We start from the raw sequence: 17452 nt of genomic DNA on the forward strand, positions 1-17452 counted from the left end.
CCGGGCGTGGAGCCGCGCCTGCCAGCCCACATCGAAGTCAGCGCGATGATTCGCCGCGCGAATGCCGAAGGCGGCTTTGCCAGCGTGCTGCAAAAGGGTGAGCATGATGCCGGGACGATCCTGCTGGTATTGACCGAACGCGGCGGAAATGCGCGGGTTTTTGAACGGATGCCGGGGCCGTCCGGCCCCCGCTCCTGGCAGAAGTCAAATGCGGAAACTCCTGAAAACAAACAGCAATTTTATGAATGGCTGGATCGGCGCGGGGCGCAGGACCCGGATCTGTGGATTGTCGAACTGGATATCGCGGATGGAGAACGGTTCATCCGATAGCAAGGTTGGGTGGGTTGACTTTGTTGCATTGCGGCATCTAGGGGCGCGAACGTTTTGATGCGGAGGCAGCGCATTCGGGCAATCGGCCCGGTTCGCCAGCACGCAGACGGGGGACAGTCGGCAGGGCTGGATTGAGGGTTTCAGGGTCATTCGGCCCCATCCTCACCACTCTGCGTCAGGCGCGTTCACCGCCCGTTTTGATGTATTGATGAGCAGTAAACTGAACAAGGCCAGCGCGTTTGCCGTGGCGGCCATGATGACAACCATACTTGTCAGCGCCAATGGTTCCGGCGCCGCTGCGGAAAGCCTCGATCCCGTGGCCATTCCCCAGGAACCAATCCCCGAAATCCAGCTTCAAGTGCCGCAAGTCGCCTCGGTTGAATCCGACGCCGCTGACTCGCTGGCTGAACTGGTCGCAACGCAGCCCTATCCCCAGGAATTGTCGAGCGAGCTGAACTGCCTCGCCGGCGCGATCTATTTCGAATCCAAGGGTGAAACTCTGGCCGGCCAGCTGGCCGTGGGCCGGGTGGTTGTTGCCCGGTCCAAATCGGGCCGCTTCCCCGGCAGCTATTGCGGCGTTGTGTTCCAGCCGTCGCAGTTCTCGTTCGTGCGCGGCAACGCCCTGCCCTATGTCCGCAAGCAGTCGGCCGAATGGAAAGAGGCGGTGGCAATCGCCCAGATCGCGAATGAAGGCACCTGGCGCAGCCCGGTCGAAGGTGCGCTGTTCTTTCACGCGACGTACGTCTCGCCCGGCTGGCGCCTGAAGCGCCTGGCGCGGGTGGATAATCACATTTTTTACCGCTGAGCCTTCGCGGATCAGTTCAAAAGGGGCCGGGCAATCCGGCCCCTTTTTCATGCCGCTGCCGCGTTATTCGGGGCGCAGCTTGACCCACATCGGCGCGTGGTCGCTGGCCTTTTCCCGGCCGCGATGGTCCTTGTCGACGCCGCACGCTTCCAGCCGGTCGGCCAGTTCCGGCGAGAGCAGGGCATGGTCAATCCGGAACCCGTGATCACGCTGCCAGGCTCCGGCCTGATAGTCCCAGTATGTCCATACCCCGCCGCGCGGATTGTGGGTGGCGATGGCATCGGTCCAGCCATCATTGAGCAGCCGCAGATAGCCATCGCGTGATGCAGGCTGCATCAGCGCATCATCGGCCATCGCGCGGGGCGACCAGATATCGGCGTCGGTCGGAATGACGTTGAAATCACCGGTCACGATCGCGGGCACCTCTTCGGCCTTGATCGCCGCCATGCGCGCGCGCAGCCGCTCCATCCAGGCCAGCTTGTAATCGAACTTCGGCCCCGGCTGCGGATTGCCGTTGGGCAGATAGATGCACGCTACCCGCACCCCGAACACGTCCGCTTCGAGATAGCGGGACTGTTCATCCGCCGGATCGCCCGGCAGCCCGCGCATGACTTCCACCGGCCTGGTCCCGTCGGCCAGGATCGCGACGCCGTTGAAGCTTTTCTGACCATGCCAGATCGCGTGATAGCCCAGCCGTTCAAACTCTTCGGCGGGAAAGCCTTCATCCTGGGTCTTGATTTCCTGAAGGCAGGCGACGGCCGGGCGGGTTTCTTCCAGCCATTCCAGCAGGCGCGGCAGCCGGGCCTTGATGCCGTTGATATTGTACGCGGCGATTTTCATCAGATCGCGAAGCTGGAACCACAACCGCAGCCCGAAGCCGCATTGGGGTTGGTCACCCGGAACGCCGCACCGCCCAGCGATTCGACGTAGTCCACCTCTGCCCCGGCGACCAGATCCAGACTGACCGGATCGACCACCAGTGCGACGCCATCGGTTTTGACCATCAGGTCATCGCCATCCGCGGCGTCGGCCAGACCGAACTTGTACTGGAACCCGGAGCACCCGCCCCCTTCGACCGACAGGCGCAGGATTGCGGGCTTGCCCTGTTTGGCGGCAATCGCGGCCACACGGGCAGCGGCAGACGGGCTGAGAGTCATCGTTTGAGCGTCCATCCCGCCGATGTAGGGCGCTTCGGTCCGTGCGGCAAGGACGCCCTCAGGCGCTCTGGATATAGCTGCGCATTGCGTTTGCTTCGGATTCGATCCGGTCGATCCGGTATTTCACCAGATCGCCAATCGACACGAAGCCGACAACCGTCCCGCCATCGACCACCGGCAGGTGGCGAATCCGCCGCCGGGTCATCAGCCCCAGCGCTTCCAGCACGTCGGTGTGGGGTGAGACGGTAATGGCCGGGGCGGTCATCGCGGAACTGACCGGCTGGCTGAGCATGGCCGGACCGTTTGCCGCCAACTGATAGACCACATCACGTTCGGAGAAGATCCCGGCGATCTTGCCATCGGCGAAAACCGGCAGCGCCCCGATGCGCCGTTCCGCCAGAATCGCGACCGCTTCGCGCACGCTTAGCGTCGCATCGCAACTGACGACTTCCCCGCTTCGCCCTTCGATCAGCCGTGCAATGGTCATGGAACCTCTCCCGCTCCTGTTGTTGCCTCAGCTTCTCATGATTCGCGGGGTAACGCCAGACCGTGCAAATGCGGGGTGAATGCGGGCCAAATGCCGGGCCAAATGCCGGGCCAAATGCCGGGTTGCGGCCGCGCGGCGGAGGGCGCAAAAGCGCCGCACTATGCATCGTTCAAGCCTTGATACGCCCGAAGGGGCGGCGTTTGCCTGGGCGCGGTTCCGCCGCATCATGCGCGGCTGGGGCTGGGCCTCGCTCGTCTGCGTGATCGTGGTTGAGGCGTGGCTGTGGCCCAGCTTCGGGTTCAGTTCGCTCCACGTCTATCTGGCGTCTGCCGTTGGTACGGTCGGCATCGTGATGATGGTGGGGGCGCTGATGGGACTGGTGTTCCTGTCCAGTGGCACGGGTCACGATGAATCCGTGATCGACCCGACCGAGATCGAGAAACGGCGCTAGGCGGTCTGGTCAGCGGCTTCCGGTCGCAGCCGGAACTCCTCCACCGGCACACCCCCGATCAGATGTTCCTGGATAATCCGTTCCAGCACGGGCGGGGTGCAGGAATGATACCAGACCCCGTCCGGCCAGACGACGGCGACCGGACCAGCCGCGCAGATCTTCAGGCAATCCGCCTTGGTCCGGGCGATGCCGCCATCACGGTCCAGCCCCAGTTCCTTCAGCCGTTTTTTCAGGAACTTCCACGCGGGCGCACCTACTGCCGCAGAGCAGCATTCGCCCTTCTGCGGTTCGGCGCAAAGGAAGATGTGGCGGCGAATGCCGTCGCCTCCGCAGCTTGTCAGCGCCGCGCGGGCGCGGGCCAGTTCCTCAGAATCAGCGGTCATTCCTTCAGGGTCCAGTCGCTGAGCAGGTGGGTGCGGAACGCGTCGGGAATGGGGGAGGGGGTATCACCATCGGTGCAGACGATGATCGACCGCGCGAACGCCACGTTCTGCCCGCCTTGCGACAGCAGCTGGATGATGGCGAAACTGGTCCGGCCCACCCCCTCGATGGCGCAGCACACTTCGACCGGATCGGGGAAATACCCTTGCGCCAGATATTCGATCCCCATGCTCGCCACCATGGCACGGCGCGGGGCAATCGCCTCGCGAAACCCGATCGCAAAGTTGAACCGCACCCGCCCATCTTCCATCATCGCCGCCAGCGCGACGTTGTTGAGGTGCTGGTTGGGATCGACATCGGCAAACCGCGTGGTCGTTTCCAGCCGGAACGGATAGCGCGCCGCGTTCAGCAGCGCGGGATCGGGACGGGGCATCGGCCTATTTCCCCGACTTCAGCCAGCGGTCGAGCCAGCTGAACACTGTCTGGTGCCATTGCAGCGAGTTTTTCGGCTTGAGCACCCAGTGGTTCTCGTCCGGGAAGACCAGCAGCTCGGCCGGAACCCCCTTGCGCTGCAAGGCGGTGAACGCCCCCAGTCCCTGGCTGTAGGGGATGCGGTAATCCTTTTCGCCCAGCACCACCAGCATCGGCGTCTGCCATTGGGCCACGCGGCTGGCCGGGTTCCACTTTTCGTATTCGTCCGGCGCTTCATGATAAGGCTTGCCGCCGTGTTCCCACTCGGTGAACCACAGCTCCTCGGTCGAATAGGCCATGCCGCGATTGTCGAACACGCCGTTGTGGTTGACCAGGCACTGGAACCGGTCGGCCCATTCGCTCTGGATCCAGTTCATCATGTAGCCGCCATAGGACGCCCCCAGCGCGCAGGTGCGGGTGCCATCCAGTGCGGAATCCCTGGCCAGCGCGGCGTCCAGCCCCTGCTTCAGGTCTTCCAGCGGCTTCCCGCCCCAATCGCGGTTGATCGCATCGGTAAAGGCTTGCCCGTATCCGGTGGAGCCGTGGAAATCGACCGACACTACCGCATAGCCCTGCGCCGCGAACAGGCGCGGGTTCCAGCGCGAGGACCAGGAATCGTTATAGCTGCCTTGCGGCCCGCCGTGGACGAACAGCAGCACCGGCAGTTTGCCAGCCGCACCGGCAGGCTTGTGGATCTGCCCCCACACTGTTGCCCCTTGCGCCCCGGCAAAGCTGAACCGGGTGGATTCGACCGGGGTGAGCGCGGTGAGTGCGTCGGCGTTGGCCCGGCTCAGCGCCGTGGCGGGCTTGCCCCTGGCTGCGATCAGGACTTCCGCCGGCCCGGCAATGGCATCGCGGGTGAACACGATCCGCCCGTCCTTCAGCGGCACGACATTGGCGACGTGCGCTTCGGCCAGCCCCTTGGGGGCCAGCTTCAGCCGCTCTACCCTGCCGCTGGCGATGTCGATGCGGAACGCGGGCGTATCGAGCACGTCCTGCGCGGTCGCGATCAGGGCTCTTGAATCGGGCGTCCAGGCGAGCGAACTGACCGAGCGGTCCCAGCCCGCCGTCAGCGCGCGCTTTTGCCCGGTTTTGAGGTTGAGCAACTGCACGATCAGCCGGTCGGCCTCGTAACCCGGCCGCTCCATCGCGGCCCAGGCCAGCCACTTGCCATCGGGCGAGGCGGCGGGGAGCGTATCGGTGGCCTTGTTGTCCGCTGTCAGGTTGTGGGGCGCGGTGCCGTCCAGCGGGGCGTGCCAGATGTCCAGATTGGTGGACAGCGGCTCATGCCGGTCGGCTTGCCGGGCGGCAAAGAACGCACCCCTGGAATCAGCCTGCCATGCAATTTCCTCAGCCCCGCCCATCGGCTTTGACGGGGTATCGCCGGTCAGGGTTCCGGGCGGGCCATCCAGCGCGGTGGCATCGCCGGTCACCCTGCCGTCTGTGCCCAGCGTCAGCGCAAACGCGCGACTGTAGGTGCCGGGGGTTTCCCAGCTGTCCCAGTGCCGGACGAAGCCCGTCCCGTCGCGATAGAGGCGGCCCGTGCCGGGACCGGGCTGGCTGGTATCGCCACCGGCATCACAGTCCAGTGTCGGGCAATCGCGCGCGACATCGCCCCAGACCAGCACGCGCCGGCCATCGGGGGAGAGCAGGTATCCGGCGACATCGGCCTTGAACGTGCTGGCCTGGACAGGAGCAGCGGCAGGATTGGTCAGGTCCAGGAACCACAGCTGGTCCGTGCCCGACTGGCCGGACAGGAAATAGAGCCGCTGGCCGTCCGGGCTGAAGGCCGGCGCGCTTTCGCCGGCGTCGGGCAGGTCGGCAATCCGCACGGCCGTGCCGCCCCCGGCGGGCACGCGCCACAGGCCGGGCGTGCGCTTGTAGCTGGCCGGATCGGTATCGGTCTGCTGGAACACCACGGTTTGCCCATCGGGCGATACGGCGGGTGCGCCGATGCGCTTCAGCGTGACAAGGTCCTGCGCGTTCATCGGCCGGGTTTCGGCCATGGCGGGCAGTGCGGTGAAAGTCAGGGCGATAGTCAGCGCGCCGAGCGCGGTCGTGATGTGCTTCATCCTGCCGGGTTAGCGGGAAGGACGGGGCTGGAAAAGGGGTTAGCCCTTTTTCCCGACGATCCGGGCGATTTCGGCGGCGACCATGCGCTCCACCAGCGGCGGCAGGTTCCGGTCGAGCCATTCGGCCAACGCCGGTCGCAGCAGTTCGCGGGTCAACCCTTCCAATGACGTTTCGCCGCTGCGCACAATCTGCGGTGCGACGCCCGGTTCGGCCAGCATTGCCAATGCAGCCAGCGAATCGCGCATCGAACTGGCAACACCGGCGTCCAGCAGCGGCGAATCGTCCGAATCATCGTCAGCGTCGTCGGTGATCGCGGTTGCGGCGTCCAGTTCCAGGACTTCGTCAGCGTCGTCTGGTGCCTGCGCCCGACCACCACGCGCAAGGCCGCGCTCGGTCCGCTCGCGCCGTTCCAGCGCGGCGCCATCGCGATTGTCGCGCGCGATCACGTTCTTGATCGACGCGAGAATCTCCTCGACTGACGGTTCACCCACCTGACGCATTTTCCAATCAACCCCCGATGATCCGGATATGTCCCGTGGCGGGACGCCAATCACTGGCCGGTTACTGAACCGTCCTGGGGCGCGGTGTCAACGGTGCGAGTGCCGACCGCCCTGGGATCGGGATCGGTCGACCAGTCCCAGATCTGGTTGCGGACGCGTTGGTAATTGGTCTCAGGGTCATACAGCGCCCCGCCATCAAGGCCCAGATCGCGCGCTTCGGCCTTGCCCATGGCGGCCAGCAGATTGAACCCGGCGACATAGGCATTGCGCCGGGCGGTCGCGAGCTGGACCTGTGCGCCAAGCAGTTCCTGTTCGGCGTTCAGGATTTCCAGAATCGTGCGGTTGCCGACGGTGTTTTCCGCCCGCACGCCTTCGAGGCTGAGCGCGGCGGCATCGACCGCGCTTTGGGTGGAGGCGATGATATCGCTCGATGCGCTCCAGCTGGCATAGGCGGCGCGGACCGAGGCGATCACTTCGCGTTCGATCGCGATTTCCTGTTCCAGCGTCGCCCCTTCACGGGCCTGGGCCTGACGCTGTTGCGCAGCGGGCAGGCCCCCCTGGAACAGCGGAATCGTTGCGCGCACCCCGGCCGTGGCCGAAGTGAAGCCCTGACGGGTCACAGCCGAGGCCGGGCCGCCGTTGGTGCCCAGGTAATCGGAATAATCCGCGCCGGTGAACACGCTGATCCGGGGCATCCGGCCAGCGCCTGCGGCATTGCTGTCAAACCCGGCGGCCTTGCTGCGCTGGCGCGCGGCGATCAGGTCGGGGTTGTTGTCCAGCGCGGTTGTCACCGCTTCGTCCACGCTGGCGGGCAGGCCGGGCAGGGCGGGAGGGGCTTGCAGATCGACCGGGGCCTTGCCCACGATCTGGATATAGCGCTCGCGCGCGGCGATCAGGTTGGCTTCGGCGCTGCGCGCCTGCCCCTTGACCAGCGACAGGCGTGCCTGCGACTGGGCAACATCGGTGCGCGTCAGATCGCCAATCTCGAACCGGTCCTGTGTGGCCTGCAGGTTTACTTCCAGCACGCCCACGTTGCCGCGGTTCAGCTTGACCACGGCTTCGGCCAGAATGACGTCCATGTAAGCGGCCACGACCGCGCTGAACACGCCGGTTTCCGCGCCGCGCAGATCGGCCTGTCCGGCTTCGACGCGGGTCTTGGCTGCGCGGATCGAATTGCGGATGCCGCCGCCTGCGTAAAGCGGCATGCCCAGCGTGGCGGATGCGCCCAGGACCCGGTCGGGCGAGGCGACGTTGGGCGTGCTCTGCTTCATCAGTTCGGTGAAGCTGGCTGTGCCGCTGAGCGAGGGCAGGCTGGCCGACCGGGCGATCGGCACGCTTTCGTCCACCGCGCGCTGCGCGGCGCGCGCGGCTTGCAGGTTAGGGTTGGTGTTATACGCCAGCACCAGAGCCTCGCGCAGATCGTCAGCCAACGCGGGCGTAGCGATCATGGCGAAACCCGCAAGCAGGACGGCGGCGCGACCCCTCCGTGATGGCATATTCAGAAGCTCCAGCGTTTCGGCGCGGCGAATTCGGCCAGGACGGGAATGCCGATCTCGGCCAGGGGCAGCAGCGCCACAGACCCGGACAATTTGCGACCGGCGGCCAGACGGGTCACCCCGCGTTCGACCAACCCCGTTACCACTCGACCAGCGTCAACCAGGCAATCGGTCAGCGCGGCGGGCAACTGTTCGACGGCCCCATCCACCAGCAGCAGCGAATAGTCGCCGCGGACCTGCCCGGCGGCGGCATCGGCGGCGGACACGACGGTGACCGCACCGGCGAGCGGGCGGACCAGCGCCGCCAGATAATCGCTGCCGCAGCTGACGATCAGCACAGTGTCCTGTGCGGTCGGGGCGGCTTCACCCAGCATCCGACCATGAACCAGCGGGGCGGGCAGGGCATGGCCATCGTCCAGCGGGATCGCCCGGTCGATATAGGCGTGGCCGCGTGCGGCGGCGGGCACGAAATCTTCGCGCGGGGCCTTGCCCATCGCGGAAAGCACCCATTCCTCGTTCACACCGCTGACGCGCAGCTGGCTGTCGATCATGGCGCGGCGCGCGGCGACAAAATCGGTGGCTGCCGGATCGGCGGAAGTCGGACGGTCTGCGGTAAGCGTCATTTTGGGATCCCTCTTGGACGCTGTATTGCACACGTAACACAGCGACGCAATCCCGTGCCTTCTAGGCGAAGCGTCTTCCTGCGCCAAGCGCTTTGACGCGTTCGCCGCAGCGGCTTATGGGGACGGCAAATCATGGCTTGGCGAAGGAGCGCGATATGACCGGGATGGTAACGATCCGTGAGGAAGACCTGATCGAAAGCGTCGCCGACGCGTTGCAATACATCAGCTATTACCACCCGATGGACTACATCCGCGCGCTGGGCGAAGCCTACAAGGCGGAACAAGGCCCGGCAGCCAAGGATGCCATCGCCCAGATCCTGACCAACAGCCGGATGTGCGCCGAAGGGCATCGTCCGATCTGTCAGGATACCGGAATCGTCAACGTGTTCATCGCCTGGGGCCAGAACTGCCGCCTGGAATCGGACAAGTCGCTCCAGGACGTGGTCGATGAAGGGGTGCGGCGGGCCTATCTCAACCCGGAAAACAAGCTGCGCGCCTCGGTTCTGGCCGATCCCGCGTTCACCCGCCGCAACACGCGCGACAACACGCCGTGCGTGCTGCACGTCGACATGGTTCCGGGCAGCACGGTGTCGGTCGACGTCGCGGCCAAGGGCGGCGGGAGCGAGAACAAGTCGAAGTTCAAGATGATGAACCCCAGCGACAACATCGTCGACTGGGTGGTGGAAATGCTGCCGCAGATGGGCGCGGGCTGGTGTCCGCCGGGGATGCTGGGGATCGGCATCGGCGGCACGGCGGAACATTGCATGCTGCTGGCCAAGCAGGCGCTGATGGAACCCATCGATATGGCCCAGCTGAAACAGCGCGGGGCCCAGAGCGATATCGAGGCGCTGCGGATCGAGATCTTCGACAAGGTCAACGCGCTGGGGATCGGCGCGCAGGGGCTGGGCGGTCTGTCGACCATCCTCGACGTCAAGATCATGGACGCGCCCTGCCATGCCGCGGGCAAGCCGGTGGCGATGATCCCCAACTGCGCCGCCACCCGCCACGCGCACTTCACGCTGGACGGCTCAGGGCCGACGTTCCTTGAAACGCCCAACCTGGATGAATGGCCTGATGTCCACTGGACGCCGGACAAGGCCGCGAAGAAGGTCAACCTCGACACTTTGACGGCTGCGGAAGTGCGCAGCTGGAAGCAGGGCGACCGGCTGTTGCTGAACGGCAAGATGCTGACGGGCCGTGATGCGGCGCACAAGCGCATTCAGGACATGCTGGCGAAGGGCGAGCCGCTGCCGGTCGATTTCAAGGGCCGCGCGATCTATTACGTCGGCCCGGTCGATCCGGTCATCGGCGAAGTGGTCGGCCCGGCTGGCCCGACCACCGCGACCCGGATGGACAGCTTTACCGACATGATGTGCCAGCTGGGCCTGCTGACCATGATCGGCAAAGCCGAACGCGGGCAGGGTGCGACCAAGGTGATCGCCGATCACAAGGTGTCCTACCTGATGGCGGTTGGCGGGGCGGCCTACCTTGTGGCGCGTGCGATCCGCGAATCGAAAGTCGTCGCGTTCGCAGACCTGGGCATGGAAGCGATCTATGAATTCACGGTCGAAGACATGCCGGTGACGGTTGCGGTCGATAGTGAAGGCAACAACGTTCACACGATTGCACCGCAAGTCTGGAAGGACAAGATCGCCCGGGAACACCTGCTGGGCTGATTCCCGCTTCGGAGGGCCAGCCCGGATCGATCAAGGCACCCGGATCGACCAAAGCACCTTGCGCCTCGACGAAGCCGCTGGCGCTTTGCAGGTCAGGCGTTAGGCCATGATCGAGATGGATGCGACCCACCCCCCGGCCCAGGCTCCAGCGCACGCGCCCCGTGTCCCGGGGCGGATCGTGCTTGCCACGATCGCGGCGCTGTGGGTGACTTACTTCGTGCTTGCCACCCTGCGCGGGTGGCTGGTCGGTCTTGAACTGCACGACGCGTTGCTGTGGCGGCGGGTGCTGGTGATTCTGGCATCGATGGTGGTGACAGTCGGCCTGTGGCCGCTGCTGCGCATGCTCGATCGCCGCACGGTATGGGTTAAGATCGTCGCGGTGCTGTTGATGGTGCTGCCTGCGTCGCTGCTGCTGGCCGGCATCAACCAGTGGGTGTTTGCCGCGATTGAGGATGAAGTCGTCGCAAAAATCGGCGAGCGCGAAGGACTGCGGGTGCGCAGCGATGAAGCCGGCAATCTGCTGGTCGATCCGCTGGAGCGGCAAAATCCGGCTGATGCCGCTGCCTTGCCCACCGATATCGTGCCGGATGAACAGCTGCTGCCGGGTGCAACGGCAGCCCCTGCGATCACGATTGCGGCCGAAACCCGGCAGGATAACCGCTGGCGTCAGCTGACCGATGTGGCGCTGGGGCGCTATTTCCTGCTGCTGGCCTGGGCGGCGTTGTATTTTGCGCTGGTCAGCGCCGAACAGGCCCGCGCGGCCGAGCGCCGGGAAGGCGAGTTCCGGCGTGCAGCCAAGGCCGCTGAACTGCGGTCGTTGCGCTATCAGGTCAATCCGCACTTCCTGTTCAACACGCTCAATTCGCTGTCGGCACTGGTGATCACCGGCAAGGTCGACGCGGCGGAAGAAATGATCCAGACGCTGTCGACCTTCTATCGCCGCAGTCTGGCGGGTGATCCCACTGCCGACGTGGCGCTGGAGCAGGAAATTGCCCTCCAGCGGCTCTATCTGGAGATCGAAGGCGTCCGCTTTCCCGAACGGTTGAAAGCGCGGATCGATATCCCCGATCACTTGCTGGACGCGCGCGTGCCGGGGATGATCTTGCAGCCGCTGGTCGAAAATTCGGTCAAATACGGTGTCGCCCCGACCAACCGGGCGGTTCATGTGTCGGTTTCCGCCCGCAGCGAGGGCGGCCAGCTGGTGATCGAAGTGGGTGACGACGGTCCCGGCGCGCCCGGCGGGACAAAGCCCGGTTTCGGAATCGGCCTCGCCAATGTGGAAGACCGCCTGGCCGCGCGCTACGGCGGTGCGGCCCAGCTGGTGGCCGGTCCGGTTGCGGGCGGCGGCTGGCGCACGGTGATCCGCCTGCCCCTGGAGGCCCATGCCGGATAAAGCCCCCACCCCTGCTCCCGGCCCCGCGTCCTCAGCGCCGCTGCGGACCCTGATCGTCGATGATGAACCATTGGCGATTGAGCGGATGCGGGTGATCTGCGCAGGCCTGGCCGGGATCGAAGTCATCGCCCATGCGCTTGATGGCGCGGCGGCGCTGCGCGCGATCGAGGCGAGCGGGCCGGATCTGGTCTTGCTGGACATGACGATGCCCGAACTCGATGGACTGGCGGTTGCCAGCGCACTGGCGCGCACGGCCAATGCTCCGGCGGTGATCTTCGTCACCGCGCATGACAATTTCGCGGTTGAGGCGTTCGATCTGGATGCGGTCGATTATGTGTTGAAACCGGTCACGGCCGAGCGGTTGGCACGCGCCGTGGCACGCGCCGTGACGCGGCGCGGCACCCGCGCGGCAGGCGGCGGCAACTGGCTCAGCGAGTTCTGGGTGCCCTATCGCTCGGAATTGCTGCGGATCGCAGCGGGCGATGTCGACCGGATCGATGCCGAGCGCGATTATGTGCGGCTGCACGTGGCCGACCGCAGCTACCTGCTGCTCCAGACGGTTTCGGGGCTGGAGGCACGGCTCGATCCGGACCGGTTCATTCGCCTGCACCGTTCAACGATTCTGCGCCGCGACCGGATCACCGGCTTGCGCCACGATGGACTGGGGGTCTGGTCGGCGGAGCTGGAAGATGGTTCTGCGGTGCGGATCGGGCGGACCTATCTGGCCCGCGCGAAAGCAATGGCGGGACGCTGACAGAGCGCCTAGGGTCATCGCGATGGGCGTTATTCTGGTCTTCCTGCTCGGCATCGGCAACTTCGCGGTCCACAAGGCCGTGCTGGAAAGCCGTCATCCGCTGCTGGGGCAGGTGCCGATGTTCTTTCACCTGCTGGGCGGACGGTTCAGCCTGATCGTCGAGTTCCTGATGCTGCTGGGCGCGCTGCTGATGGTATCGCAAGGGTCCGGCGGGTGGATCTGGCTCTATCTCGGGTACAGCGGGGTCAACGCGGTTTCCGCGTGGCTGATCCTGACGGGCCGGGTGTGATCGGTTACCCGGCGCGATGACCCAGCCGACTGTCCTCTATCATGTCAGCGATCTGCATTTCGGCTATGAAGACCGGGCCGCGCTGGACTGGTTTGCCGCGGAAGTCGCGCGTGAACGGCCCGCTGCGGTGATCTGCACGGGCGACCTGACGATGCGCGGGTCGGCGCGCGAATATGCTGCGGCGGCGCAGTGGCTGGCCGCGCTGCCGGTGCCGGTCAGCCTGGAGCCGGGCAATCACGACGTTCCCTATTACCACCACATGGTGCGCCGCCTGACCCGGCCCTATGCCCGTTATCATGCGCTGGAAGCGGAACTGGAAAGCGAAATTGTGCTGCCGGACGTGACCGTCATTCCGCTCAAGACCGTGGCCCGCGCTCAGTTCCGGCTGAACTGGTCAAAGGGGCGGGTCAGCACGGGGGATCTCGACAGCGCCTTGCGCGGTCTGGCGCAGCACGCGGCTTGCCCGGTCCGGCTGGTCGCCTGTCATCACCCGCTGGTTGAGGCCGATACCCACTCCACCGCGTCAACGCGCGGCGGCAAGCGTGCGCTGGCGGCGCTGGCGCGGGCCGGGGCGACTGCGGTTCTGTCCGGCCATGTCCACGATCCGTTCGACCAGCTGGTCGAGCTGGATGGCCAGACAATCCGGATCATCGGCGCAGGCACGCTGTCGCAGCGGCTGCGCACGTCCCAGCCTTGCTTCAACCGGCTGGAACTGGGGGCGGACGGGGCGCTGGATGTCCGCGTGCAGACGCTGGATTAGCGGCTTGGGCGGCGCGGCCTGGGCGGACCTTGCCGGACACCTCAAACACAACAGGGGCCAACGAAAAAGGGGCCGACCTTGCGGCCGACCCCTTTTCGCATAACCGAAACGGTCTGGATCAGCGCTTGCTGAACTGGAAGCTGCGGCGAGCTTTGGCCCGGCCATACTTCTTGCGTTCGACGACGCGCGGATCGCGGGTCAGGAACCCGGCAGCCTTGACGGCGGCGCGCAGAGCCGGCTCATACTTGGTCAGCGCCTGCGAGATGCCGTGCTTCACGGCGCCCGCCTGGCCCGACAGACCACCGCCCTTGACGGTGGCGATCACGTCGTACTGGCCTTCACGCTCAGCCACCTGGAACGGCTGGTTCAGCACCAGACGCAGGGTCGGACGCGCGAAGTAGACTTCCTGGTCGCGACCGTTGACGGTGACTTTGCCGGTGCCGGGCTTGATCCACACGCGGGCAACGGCGTCCTTGCGGCGGCCGGTGGCGTAGGAACGGCCCTGCGCGTCGATTTCCTTTTCGCGCAGCGGCGCGGGCGGAGCGACGGGAGCTGCCGGAGTTTCGGCGATCGTGCCGAGATCGGCGAGATCGGTGACGGTGTTATCGGACATCAGGCACCCACCTTGTTCTTGCGGTTGAGGGCAGCAACATCCAGCGCTTCGGGCTGGTTGCCCGCGTGGGGATGTTCGGCGCTGGCATAAAGGTGCAGCGCGCGCATCTGGTCACGGCCCAGCGGACCGCGCGGGATCATGCGTTCAACGGCCTTTTCCAGCACGCGTTCCGGGAAGCGGCCGTCGAGGACCTTGTCCGCCGTCACCGCCTTGATGCCGCCAGCATAGCCGGTGTGCTTGTAATAGGTCTTCTGCTTCAGCTTGTTGCCGGTCAGCCGCACCTTGCCAGCGTTGATCACGACCACATGGTCACCGCAATCGACGTGAGGGGTGAAGCTCGGCTTATGCTTGCCGCGCAGACGATTGGCGATGATCACGGCAAGACGCCCGACCACCAGACCTTCGGCATCGATCAGATGCCATTTTTTTTCCACCTCGGCCGGTTTGATCGACCGGGTGACCTTGCTGAGCGCCTTCATGGCCAGCCCTTCCTGAAATTAGGTCAAAACCCTTGTTTCCCGAATCTCTATCCAGCACGGACAGACAGCGGGGAAGGCGGCCCTTTCGCGGAACGGTGCCGCAAAGTCAAGCGAACCGGGGTGTTTCCGGGGAGGTAAAATAATACCGTTGCGCCAGAGCTATCGCGAACCGATCGTCCAAACCTCGCGCGAGGTGCGCTCCGAACCATCCAGCCGGGTAATCACGGTCCGTTCAAACAGCTCGGGCAGCGGGCCTGGTCCGGGCCGCTGGACGTTGATCGACACATCCACTTCGCCCGATGCCCCACCCGGCAGTGGCACCCGGCGTACTTCGTGACGGTTGTTCTGCGCCGGGTTGAACAGGTCAATCGGCCAAGCGGCGCTGCCACTGGTTGATGACAGCACGCGGGTCAGCACCGCCAACGCCTTGTCCTGCGCGTCGCCCGATTGCGCGGCCTTTTTCAGTATCAGCGCGCTGCCCCGCGTCGCATCGGCACGCGCGGCACCATCGGCTGGCGATTCAGCCACTTCAGTTATGATTCCGTGCCGGTCCAGCCGCAGCGGAAACGGTCCGGCATCAGGCCGCTTACGCTCCAGTTCGGCCAGCATGGCCACCGGCGGGGGGGCTTCGACAACGGTGTCCAGCAGCGCGCCATTCACCAGATAGCCGTCGTCCAGCGCCGCAATCCGTACTTCATAACTGCGGCGGACCATGATGTTCTTGCCATCGGGCAGCGACCGCCAGATCGTGCGGCTGAGCACCACCGGGGTCTGCGGCGGCGCGAAATGCCGGGCGTTCTGGGCCGTCAGCTTGGCCTGTTGGGCACCCAGCGAACCGGGCAGCAAGGCCGCAATTCCTGCCAGCAGCAATGCGCGCCCCGCAACCATCGCTGATCGGCGGGAAGAGTGGTTGGCCGGATCGGCTGAAAGATTCAGTTCAGTGCTGCGCTGAAGCGCGCAATTGAGCACGGTTGTGTCGGCCTTGAACAGCACCCCGGTCCCCTCAATCTGATTTCATGCGCCCGGCCGGTCATATAGCCGCATTGTTGACCCAAGTATATTCACGCAGGCAACCTGCCGTTCGTCAAGCGACTTGACTGCAACAGCGGGTGCGGACGCCGCAATCAGCAATTGGTCCGGAGCAGGAACCGTGCGCCGGAGTTCTGCGTTTCAGGCGTTTCAGGCGTTCCGGCGCCCCAGCGCATGGGAGCCAAGCGCAGTCGCGGCCACCAGCAAGGCGCCGCACAGCTGGTGCAGCACGGCAATCCACAGCGCCATCCCGCTCATCACGGTGGCGATTCCGAGCAGAACCTGAGCGCCGAATGCGCAATGGATTGCGATTGAGGCAGGGCGGTGATTCGCCCGCACTTTGCGCGCCAGCACGATCAGGATCGCAACCACGCCCCACGCCCACCAGCGGTGGACGAAATGGGTCAGGAACGGATCGCTCAGCAGCGCGTGCAGTGCCCCGGCTGCCCAGCCAATGCCGTCCGGCACAAACTTGCCCTGCATCAACGGCCAGGCGTCCCAGTTGAACCAGCCCGCTCCGGCCACATAGCCGGCCCGCAAGCCCGCCACCAACGCGCCGAAAAACAGCTGCACCGTCAGCGCCGCCAGCGCGAACGCGGCAAACCCGGTCAGCCGCGCGCGCGCCTCACCGCGTGCCAGCGCGCGCAGGTCCAGCGCGGTCCAGACCAGCCCGCCCAGCGTGGCCAGCGCGATCAGCAAATGCGCGGCAAGGCGGAAATGGCTGACCTTGACGTCATTGACGATGCCGGATTTGACCATCCACCAGCCCACCGTTCCCTGCAGCGCGCCCAGCGCGAGCAAGGCCAGCAGCCGCGGTTTGTATCCGGCCGGGATCATCCCCCTCACCCAGAACCACGCCAGCGGCAGCGCAAATGCCAGCCCGATGATCCGGGCGATCAGGCGGTGAAACCATTCCCAGAAATAGATGAACTTGTAGGTTTCCAGCGTCATTCCCGCCGGGCCGTTGATCTCCAGGTACTGGGGCGTCTGGCGATATGCGGCGTATTCGGCCTGCCACGCTGCATCATTCAACGGGGGCAGCGTGCCGGTGACCGGTTTCCATTCGGTGATCGAAACCCCGGATTCGGTCAGCCGGGTAATCCCGCCGACCGCGACGATCAGAACCACCAGCGTGGCTACGCCCAGCAGCCAGCGGGCGAGGATTGCGGCCGAAACCGGCGAATGCACTGCCTTGCTCATGCCTGTCCCTTGCTGCGGACGACTGAAAATCGCAAGACCGGATCGGCGAACGGCACCCCGGCACTTGATCCATGTTACAACATAACATACATAGCGATCGTGATCCGTAATTCGTTCCTTTCGATTCGAGACCGGCTGGACCGGGTTGGTGTGCTGCTGTCCGGGCTGTGCATGCTGCATTGCATCGCCGGGATCGTGCTGGTCGCCGGACTGGGGCTGGGCGGCGAAGTGTTGCTGTCGCCCGCGTTTCACCGCATCGGTCTGGCGCTGGCGATCGTGATCGGCGCGATCACGCTGGTCATCGGCGTTGCCCGCCACGGCGATCCGCGTCCGCTTCAGGCGGGCGGTGCAGGAATCGCAATGATGACGGTCGCGCTGTTCGTCGGCCATGGCATCGAAGAAGCGGTGCTGACCATTCTGGGCGTCAGCCTGCTGGCCTGGGCGCATCTGCGCAACTTGCGCTGCGCGGCCTAGTCGCTATCTGC

General features: G+C 65.4%; 22 protein-coding genes. 9 read left to right on the plus strand and 13 right to left on the minus strand.

Features of this window, described 5'->3' with window-relative positions; translation table 11 throughout:
• Positions 1 to 6: 6 nt before the first annotated feature.
• A complete protein-coding gene (locus tag Q8Q53_RS03605) occupies positions 7 to 330 on the plus strand; it encodes a DUF1491 family protein (protein ID WP_305700383.1) in 324 nt (107 codons plus the stop codon).
• A gap of 208 nt (positions 331 to 538) precedes the next feature.
• A complete protein-coding gene (locus Q8Q53_RS03610) occupies positions 539 to 1135 on the plus strand; it encodes a cell wall hydrolase (RefSeq protein ID WP_305700384.1) in 597 nt (198 codons plus the stop codon).
• A gap of 63 nt (positions 1136 to 1198) precedes the next feature.
• Here the strand turns inward: Q8Q53_RS03610 and xth are convergent, their stop codons facing one another.
• Genes xth through Q8Q53_RS03625 form a run of 3 tightly spaced genes read right to left on the minus strand, consistent with a single transcriptional unit; the run spans position 1199 to position 2779 of the window.
• The gene (gene xth, locus Q8Q53_RS03615; RefSeq protein ID WP_305700385.1) at positions 1199 to 1975 is read right to left on the minus strand and encodes an exodeoxyribonuclease III; all 777 of its coding nucleotides are present in this window, start codon (positions 1973 to 1975) and stop codon (positions 1199 to 1201) included.
• Positions 1975 to 2307, minus strand: a complete 333-nt coding sequence (erpA, locus tag Q8Q53_RS03620; RefSeq protein WP_305700386.1) for an iron-sulfur cluster insertion protein ErpA — start codon at positions 2305 to 2307, stop codon at positions 1975 to 1977. The genes xth and erpA overlap by 1 nt, the downstream gene beginning before the upstream one ends.
• A gap of 43 nt (positions 2308 to 2350) precedes the next feature.
• Positions 2351 to 2779, minus strand: coding sequence for a CBS domain-containing protein (locus Q8Q53_RS03625; RefSeq protein ID WP_305700387.1), 429 nt, complete (start codon positions 2777 to 2779; stop codon positions 2351 to 2353).
• A gap of 160 nt (positions 2780 to 2939) precedes the next feature.
• Here Q8Q53_RS03625 and Q8Q53_RS03630 point away from each other — a divergent pair, with 160 nt between their 5' ends.
• Entirely contained in the window at positions 2940 to 3230 is a 291-nt protein-coding gene (locus Q8Q53_RS03630; protein ID WP_305700388.1) for a hypothetical protein, read from the plus strand.
• Here the strand turns inward: Q8Q53_RS03630 and Q8Q53_RS03635 are convergent.
• Genes Q8Q53_RS03635 through Q8Q53_RS03660 form a run of 6 tightly spaced genes read right to left on the minus strand, consistent with a single transcriptional unit; the run spans position 3227 to position 8774 of the window.
• A complete protein-coding gene (locus Q8Q53_RS03635) occupies positions 3227 to 3613 on the minus strand; it encodes a ferredoxin (protein ID WP_305700389.1) in 387 nt (128 codons plus the stop codon). The genes Q8Q53_RS03630 and Q8Q53_RS03635 overlap by 4 nt on opposite strands.
• Positions 3610 to 4044, minus strand: coding sequence for a thioesterase family protein (locus tag Q8Q53_RS03640; RefSeq protein WP_305700390.1), 435 nt, complete (start codon positions 4042 to 4044; stop codon positions 3610 to 3612). Before Q8Q53_RS03640 ends, Q8Q53_RS03635 begins: the two co-directional genes overlap by 4 nt.
• A 4-nt stretch (positions 4045 to 4048) precedes the next feature.
• Positions 4049 to 6154 carry a S9 family peptidase gene (locus tag Q8Q53_RS03645; RefSeq protein ID WP_305700391.1) on the minus strand — a complete coding sequence of 702 codons (2106 nt, stop codon included), beginning with the start codon at positions 6152 to 6154 and terminating at the stop codon, positions 4049 to 4051.
• 39 nt (positions 6155 to 6193) lie between these two features.
• On the minus strand, positions 6194 to 6655 hold the full coding sequence (locus Q8Q53_RS03650; RefSeq protein WP_305700392.1) for a DUF2497 domain-containing protein: 462 nt from the start codon (positions 6653 to 6655) through the stop codon (positions 6194 to 6196).
• A gap of 50 nt (positions 6656 to 6705) precedes the next feature.
• Positions 6706 to 8103: a TolC family outer membrane protein gene (locus tag Q8Q53_RS03655; protein WP_305700393.1), complete on the minus strand. Its 1398-nt coding sequence runs from the start codon at positions 8101 to 8103 to the stop codon at positions 6706 to 6708.
• A gap of 50 nt (positions 8104 to 8153) precedes the next feature.
• A complete protein-coding gene (locus Q8Q53_RS03660) occupies positions 8154 to 8774 on the minus strand; it encodes a protein-L-isoaspartate O-methyltransferase (protein WP_305700394.1) in 621 nt (206 codons plus the stop codon).
• Between the two features lie 155 nt (positions 8775 to 8929).
• Here Q8Q53_RS03660 and Q8Q53_RS03665 point away from each other — a divergent pair, with 155 nt between their 5' ends.
• The 5 genes from Q8Q53_RS03665 (at position 8930) to Q8Q53_RS03685 (ending at position 13646) form a co-directional block, all read left to right on the plus strand.
• Positions 8930 to 10450, plus strand: coding sequence for a fumarate hydratase (locus Q8Q53_RS03665; protein WP_305700395.1), 1521 nt, complete (start codon positions 8930 to 8932; stop codon positions 10448 to 10450).
• A 106-nt stretch (positions 10451 to 10556) separates the two neighbouring features.
• Positions 10557 to 11843 carry a sensor histidine kinase gene (locus Q8Q53_RS03670; protein ID WP_305700396.1) on the plus strand — a complete coding sequence of 429 codons (1287 nt, stop codon included), beginning with the start codon at positions 10557 to 10559 and terminating at the stop codon, positions 11841 to 11843.
• On the plus strand, positions 11833 to 12597 hold the full coding sequence (locus Q8Q53_RS03675; RefSeq protein WP_305700397.1) for a LytTR family DNA-binding domain-containing protein: 765 nt from the start codon (positions 11833 to 11835) through the stop codon (positions 12595 to 12597). Before Q8Q53_RS03670 ends, Q8Q53_RS03675 begins: the two co-directional genes overlap by 11 nt.
• Before the next feature lie 22 nt (positions 12598 to 12619).
• Positions 12620 to 12886: a hypothetical protein gene (locus Q8Q53_RS03680; protein ID WP_305700398.1), complete on the plus strand. Its 267-nt coding sequence runs from the start codon at positions 12620 to 12622 to the stop codon at positions 12884 to 12886.
• Between the two features lie 16 nt (positions 12887 to 12902).
• The gene (locus Q8Q53_RS03685; RefSeq protein ID WP_305700399.1) at positions 12903 to 13646 is read left to right on the plus strand and encodes a metallophosphoesterase; all 744 of its coding nucleotides are present in this window, start codon (positions 12903 to 12905) and stop codon (positions 13644 to 13646) included.
• 118 nt (positions 13647 to 13764) lie between these two features.
• On the opposite strand, the gene rpsI is transcribed toward Q8Q53_RS03685, so the two are convergent.
• The 4 genes from rpsI to Q8Q53_RS03705 all read right to left on the minus strand — a co-directional run bounded on the left by rpsI (position 13765) and on the right by Q8Q53_RS03705 (position 16967).
• Complete coding sequence (gene rpsI / locus Q8Q53_RS03690; protein ID WP_305700400.1) at positions 13765 to 14259, minus strand: 30S ribosomal protein S9; 495 nt, start codon at positions 14257 to 14259, stop codon at positions 13765 to 13767.
• Positions 14259 to 14738, minus strand: a complete 480-nt coding sequence (gene rplM, locus Q8Q53_RS03695) for a 50S ribosomal protein L13 (protein ID WP_305700401.1) — start codon at positions 14736 to 14738, stop codon at positions 14259 to 14261. The genes rpsI and rplM overlap by 1 nt, the downstream gene beginning before the upstream one ends.
• A gap of 159 nt (positions 14739 to 14897) precedes the next feature.
• Positions 14898 to 15584, minus strand: coding sequence for a hypothetical protein (locus tag Q8Q53_RS03700; protein WP_305700402.1), 687 nt, complete (start codon positions 15582 to 15584; stop codon positions 14898 to 14900).
• A gap of 333 nt (positions 15585 to 15917) precedes the next feature.
• Positions 15918 to 16967 (minus strand): COX15/CtaA family protein, encoded by a 1050-nt coding sequence (locus Q8Q53_RS03705; RefSeq protein ID WP_305700403.1) that lies wholly within the window; start codon positions 16965 to 16967, stop codon positions 15918 to 15920.
• Between the two features lie 99 nt (positions 16968 to 17066).
• Between Q8Q53_RS03705 and Q8Q53_RS03710 the strand changes: the two genes are divergently transcribed.
• Positions 17067 to 17441: a MerC domain-containing protein gene (locus tag Q8Q53_RS03710; protein ID WP_371136498.1), complete on the plus strand. Its 375-nt coding sequence runs from the start codon at positions 17067 to 17069 to the stop codon at positions 17439 to 17441.
• Positions 17442 to 17452 lie beyond the last annotated feature (11 nt).

This window comes from Novosphingobium sp. (assembly GCF_030699305.1).
GTDB lineage: Bacteria > Pseudomonadota > Alphaproteobacteria > Sphingomonadales > Sphingomonadaceae > Novosphingobium.

Coding starts and splice junctions, on each gene's coding strand:
- Q8Q53_RS03655 (WP_305700393.1), bottom strand. CDS start 8,103: ATGATCGCTACGCCCGCGTTGGCTGACGATCTGCGCGAGGCTCTGGTG.
- Q8Q53_RS03675 (WP_305700397.1), top strand. CDS start 11,833: ATGCCGGATAAAGCCCCCACCCCTGCTCCCGGCCCCGCGTCCTCAGCG.
- rplM (WP_305700401.1), bottom strand. CDS start 14,738: ATGAAGGCGCTCAGCAAGGTCACCCGGTCGATCAAACCGGCCGAGGTG.
- erpA (WP_305700386.1), bottom strand. CDS start 2,307: ATGGACGCTCAAACGATGACTCTCAGCCCGTCTGCCGCTGCCCGTGTG.
- Q8Q53_RS03680 (WP_305700398.1), top strand. CDS start 12,620: ATGGGCGTTATTCTGGTCTTCCTGCTCGGCATCGGCAACTTCGCGGTC.
- Q8Q53_RS03705 (WP_305700403.1), bottom strand. CDS start 16,967: ATGAGCAAGGCAGTGCATTCGCCGGTTTCGGCCGCAATCCTCGCCCGC.
- xth (WP_305700385.1), bottom strand. CDS start 1,975: ATGAAAATCGCCGCGTACAATATCAACGGCATCAAGGCCCGGCTGCCG.
- Q8Q53_RS03665 (WP_305700395.1), top strand. CDS start 8,930: ATGACCGGGATGGTAACGATCCGTGAGGAAGACCTGATCGAAAGCGTC.
- Q8Q53_RS03610 (WP_305700384.1), top strand. CDS start 539: ATGAGCAGTAAACTGAACAAGGCCAGCGCGTTTGCCGTGGCGGCCATG.
- Q8Q53_RS03630 (WP_305700388.1), top strand. CDS start 2,940: ATGCATCGTTCAAGCCTTGATACGCCCGAAGGGGCGGCGTTTGCCTGG.
- rpsI (WP_305700400.1), bottom strand. CDS start 14,259: ATGTCCGATAACACCGTCACCGATCTCGCCGATCTCGGCACGATCGCC.
- Q8Q53_RS03650 (WP_305700392.1), bottom strand. CDS start 6,655: ATGCGTCAGGTGGGTGAACCGTCAGTCGAGGAGATTCTCGCGTCGATC.
- Q8Q53_RS03625 (WP_305700387.1), bottom strand. CDS start 2,779: ATGACCATTGCACGGCTGATCGAAGGGCGAAGCGGGGAAGTCGTCAGT.
- Q8Q53_RS03640 (WP_305700390.1), bottom strand. CDS start 4,044: ATGCCCCGTCCCGATCCCGCGCTGCTGAACGCGGCGCGCTATCCGTTC.
- Q8Q53_RS03660 (WP_305700394.1), bottom strand. CDS start 8,774: ATGACGCTTACCGCAGACCGTCCGACTTCCGCCGATCCGGCAGCCACC.
- Q8Q53_RS03670 (WP_305700396.1), top strand. CDS start 10,557: ATGATCGAGATGGATGCGACCCACCCCCCGGCCCAGGCTCCAGCGCAC.
- Q8Q53_RS03635 (WP_305700389.1), bottom strand. CDS start 3,613: ATGACCGCTGATTCTGAGGAACTGGCCCGCGCCCGCGCGGCGCTGACA.
- Q8Q53_RS03645 (WP_305700391.1), bottom strand. CDS start 6,154: ATGAAGCACATCACGACCGCGCTCGGCGCGCTGACTATCGCCCTGACT.
- Q8Q53_RS03685 (WP_305700399.1), top strand. CDS start 12,903: ATGACCCAGCCGACTGTCCTCTATCATGTCAGCGATCTGCATTTCGGC.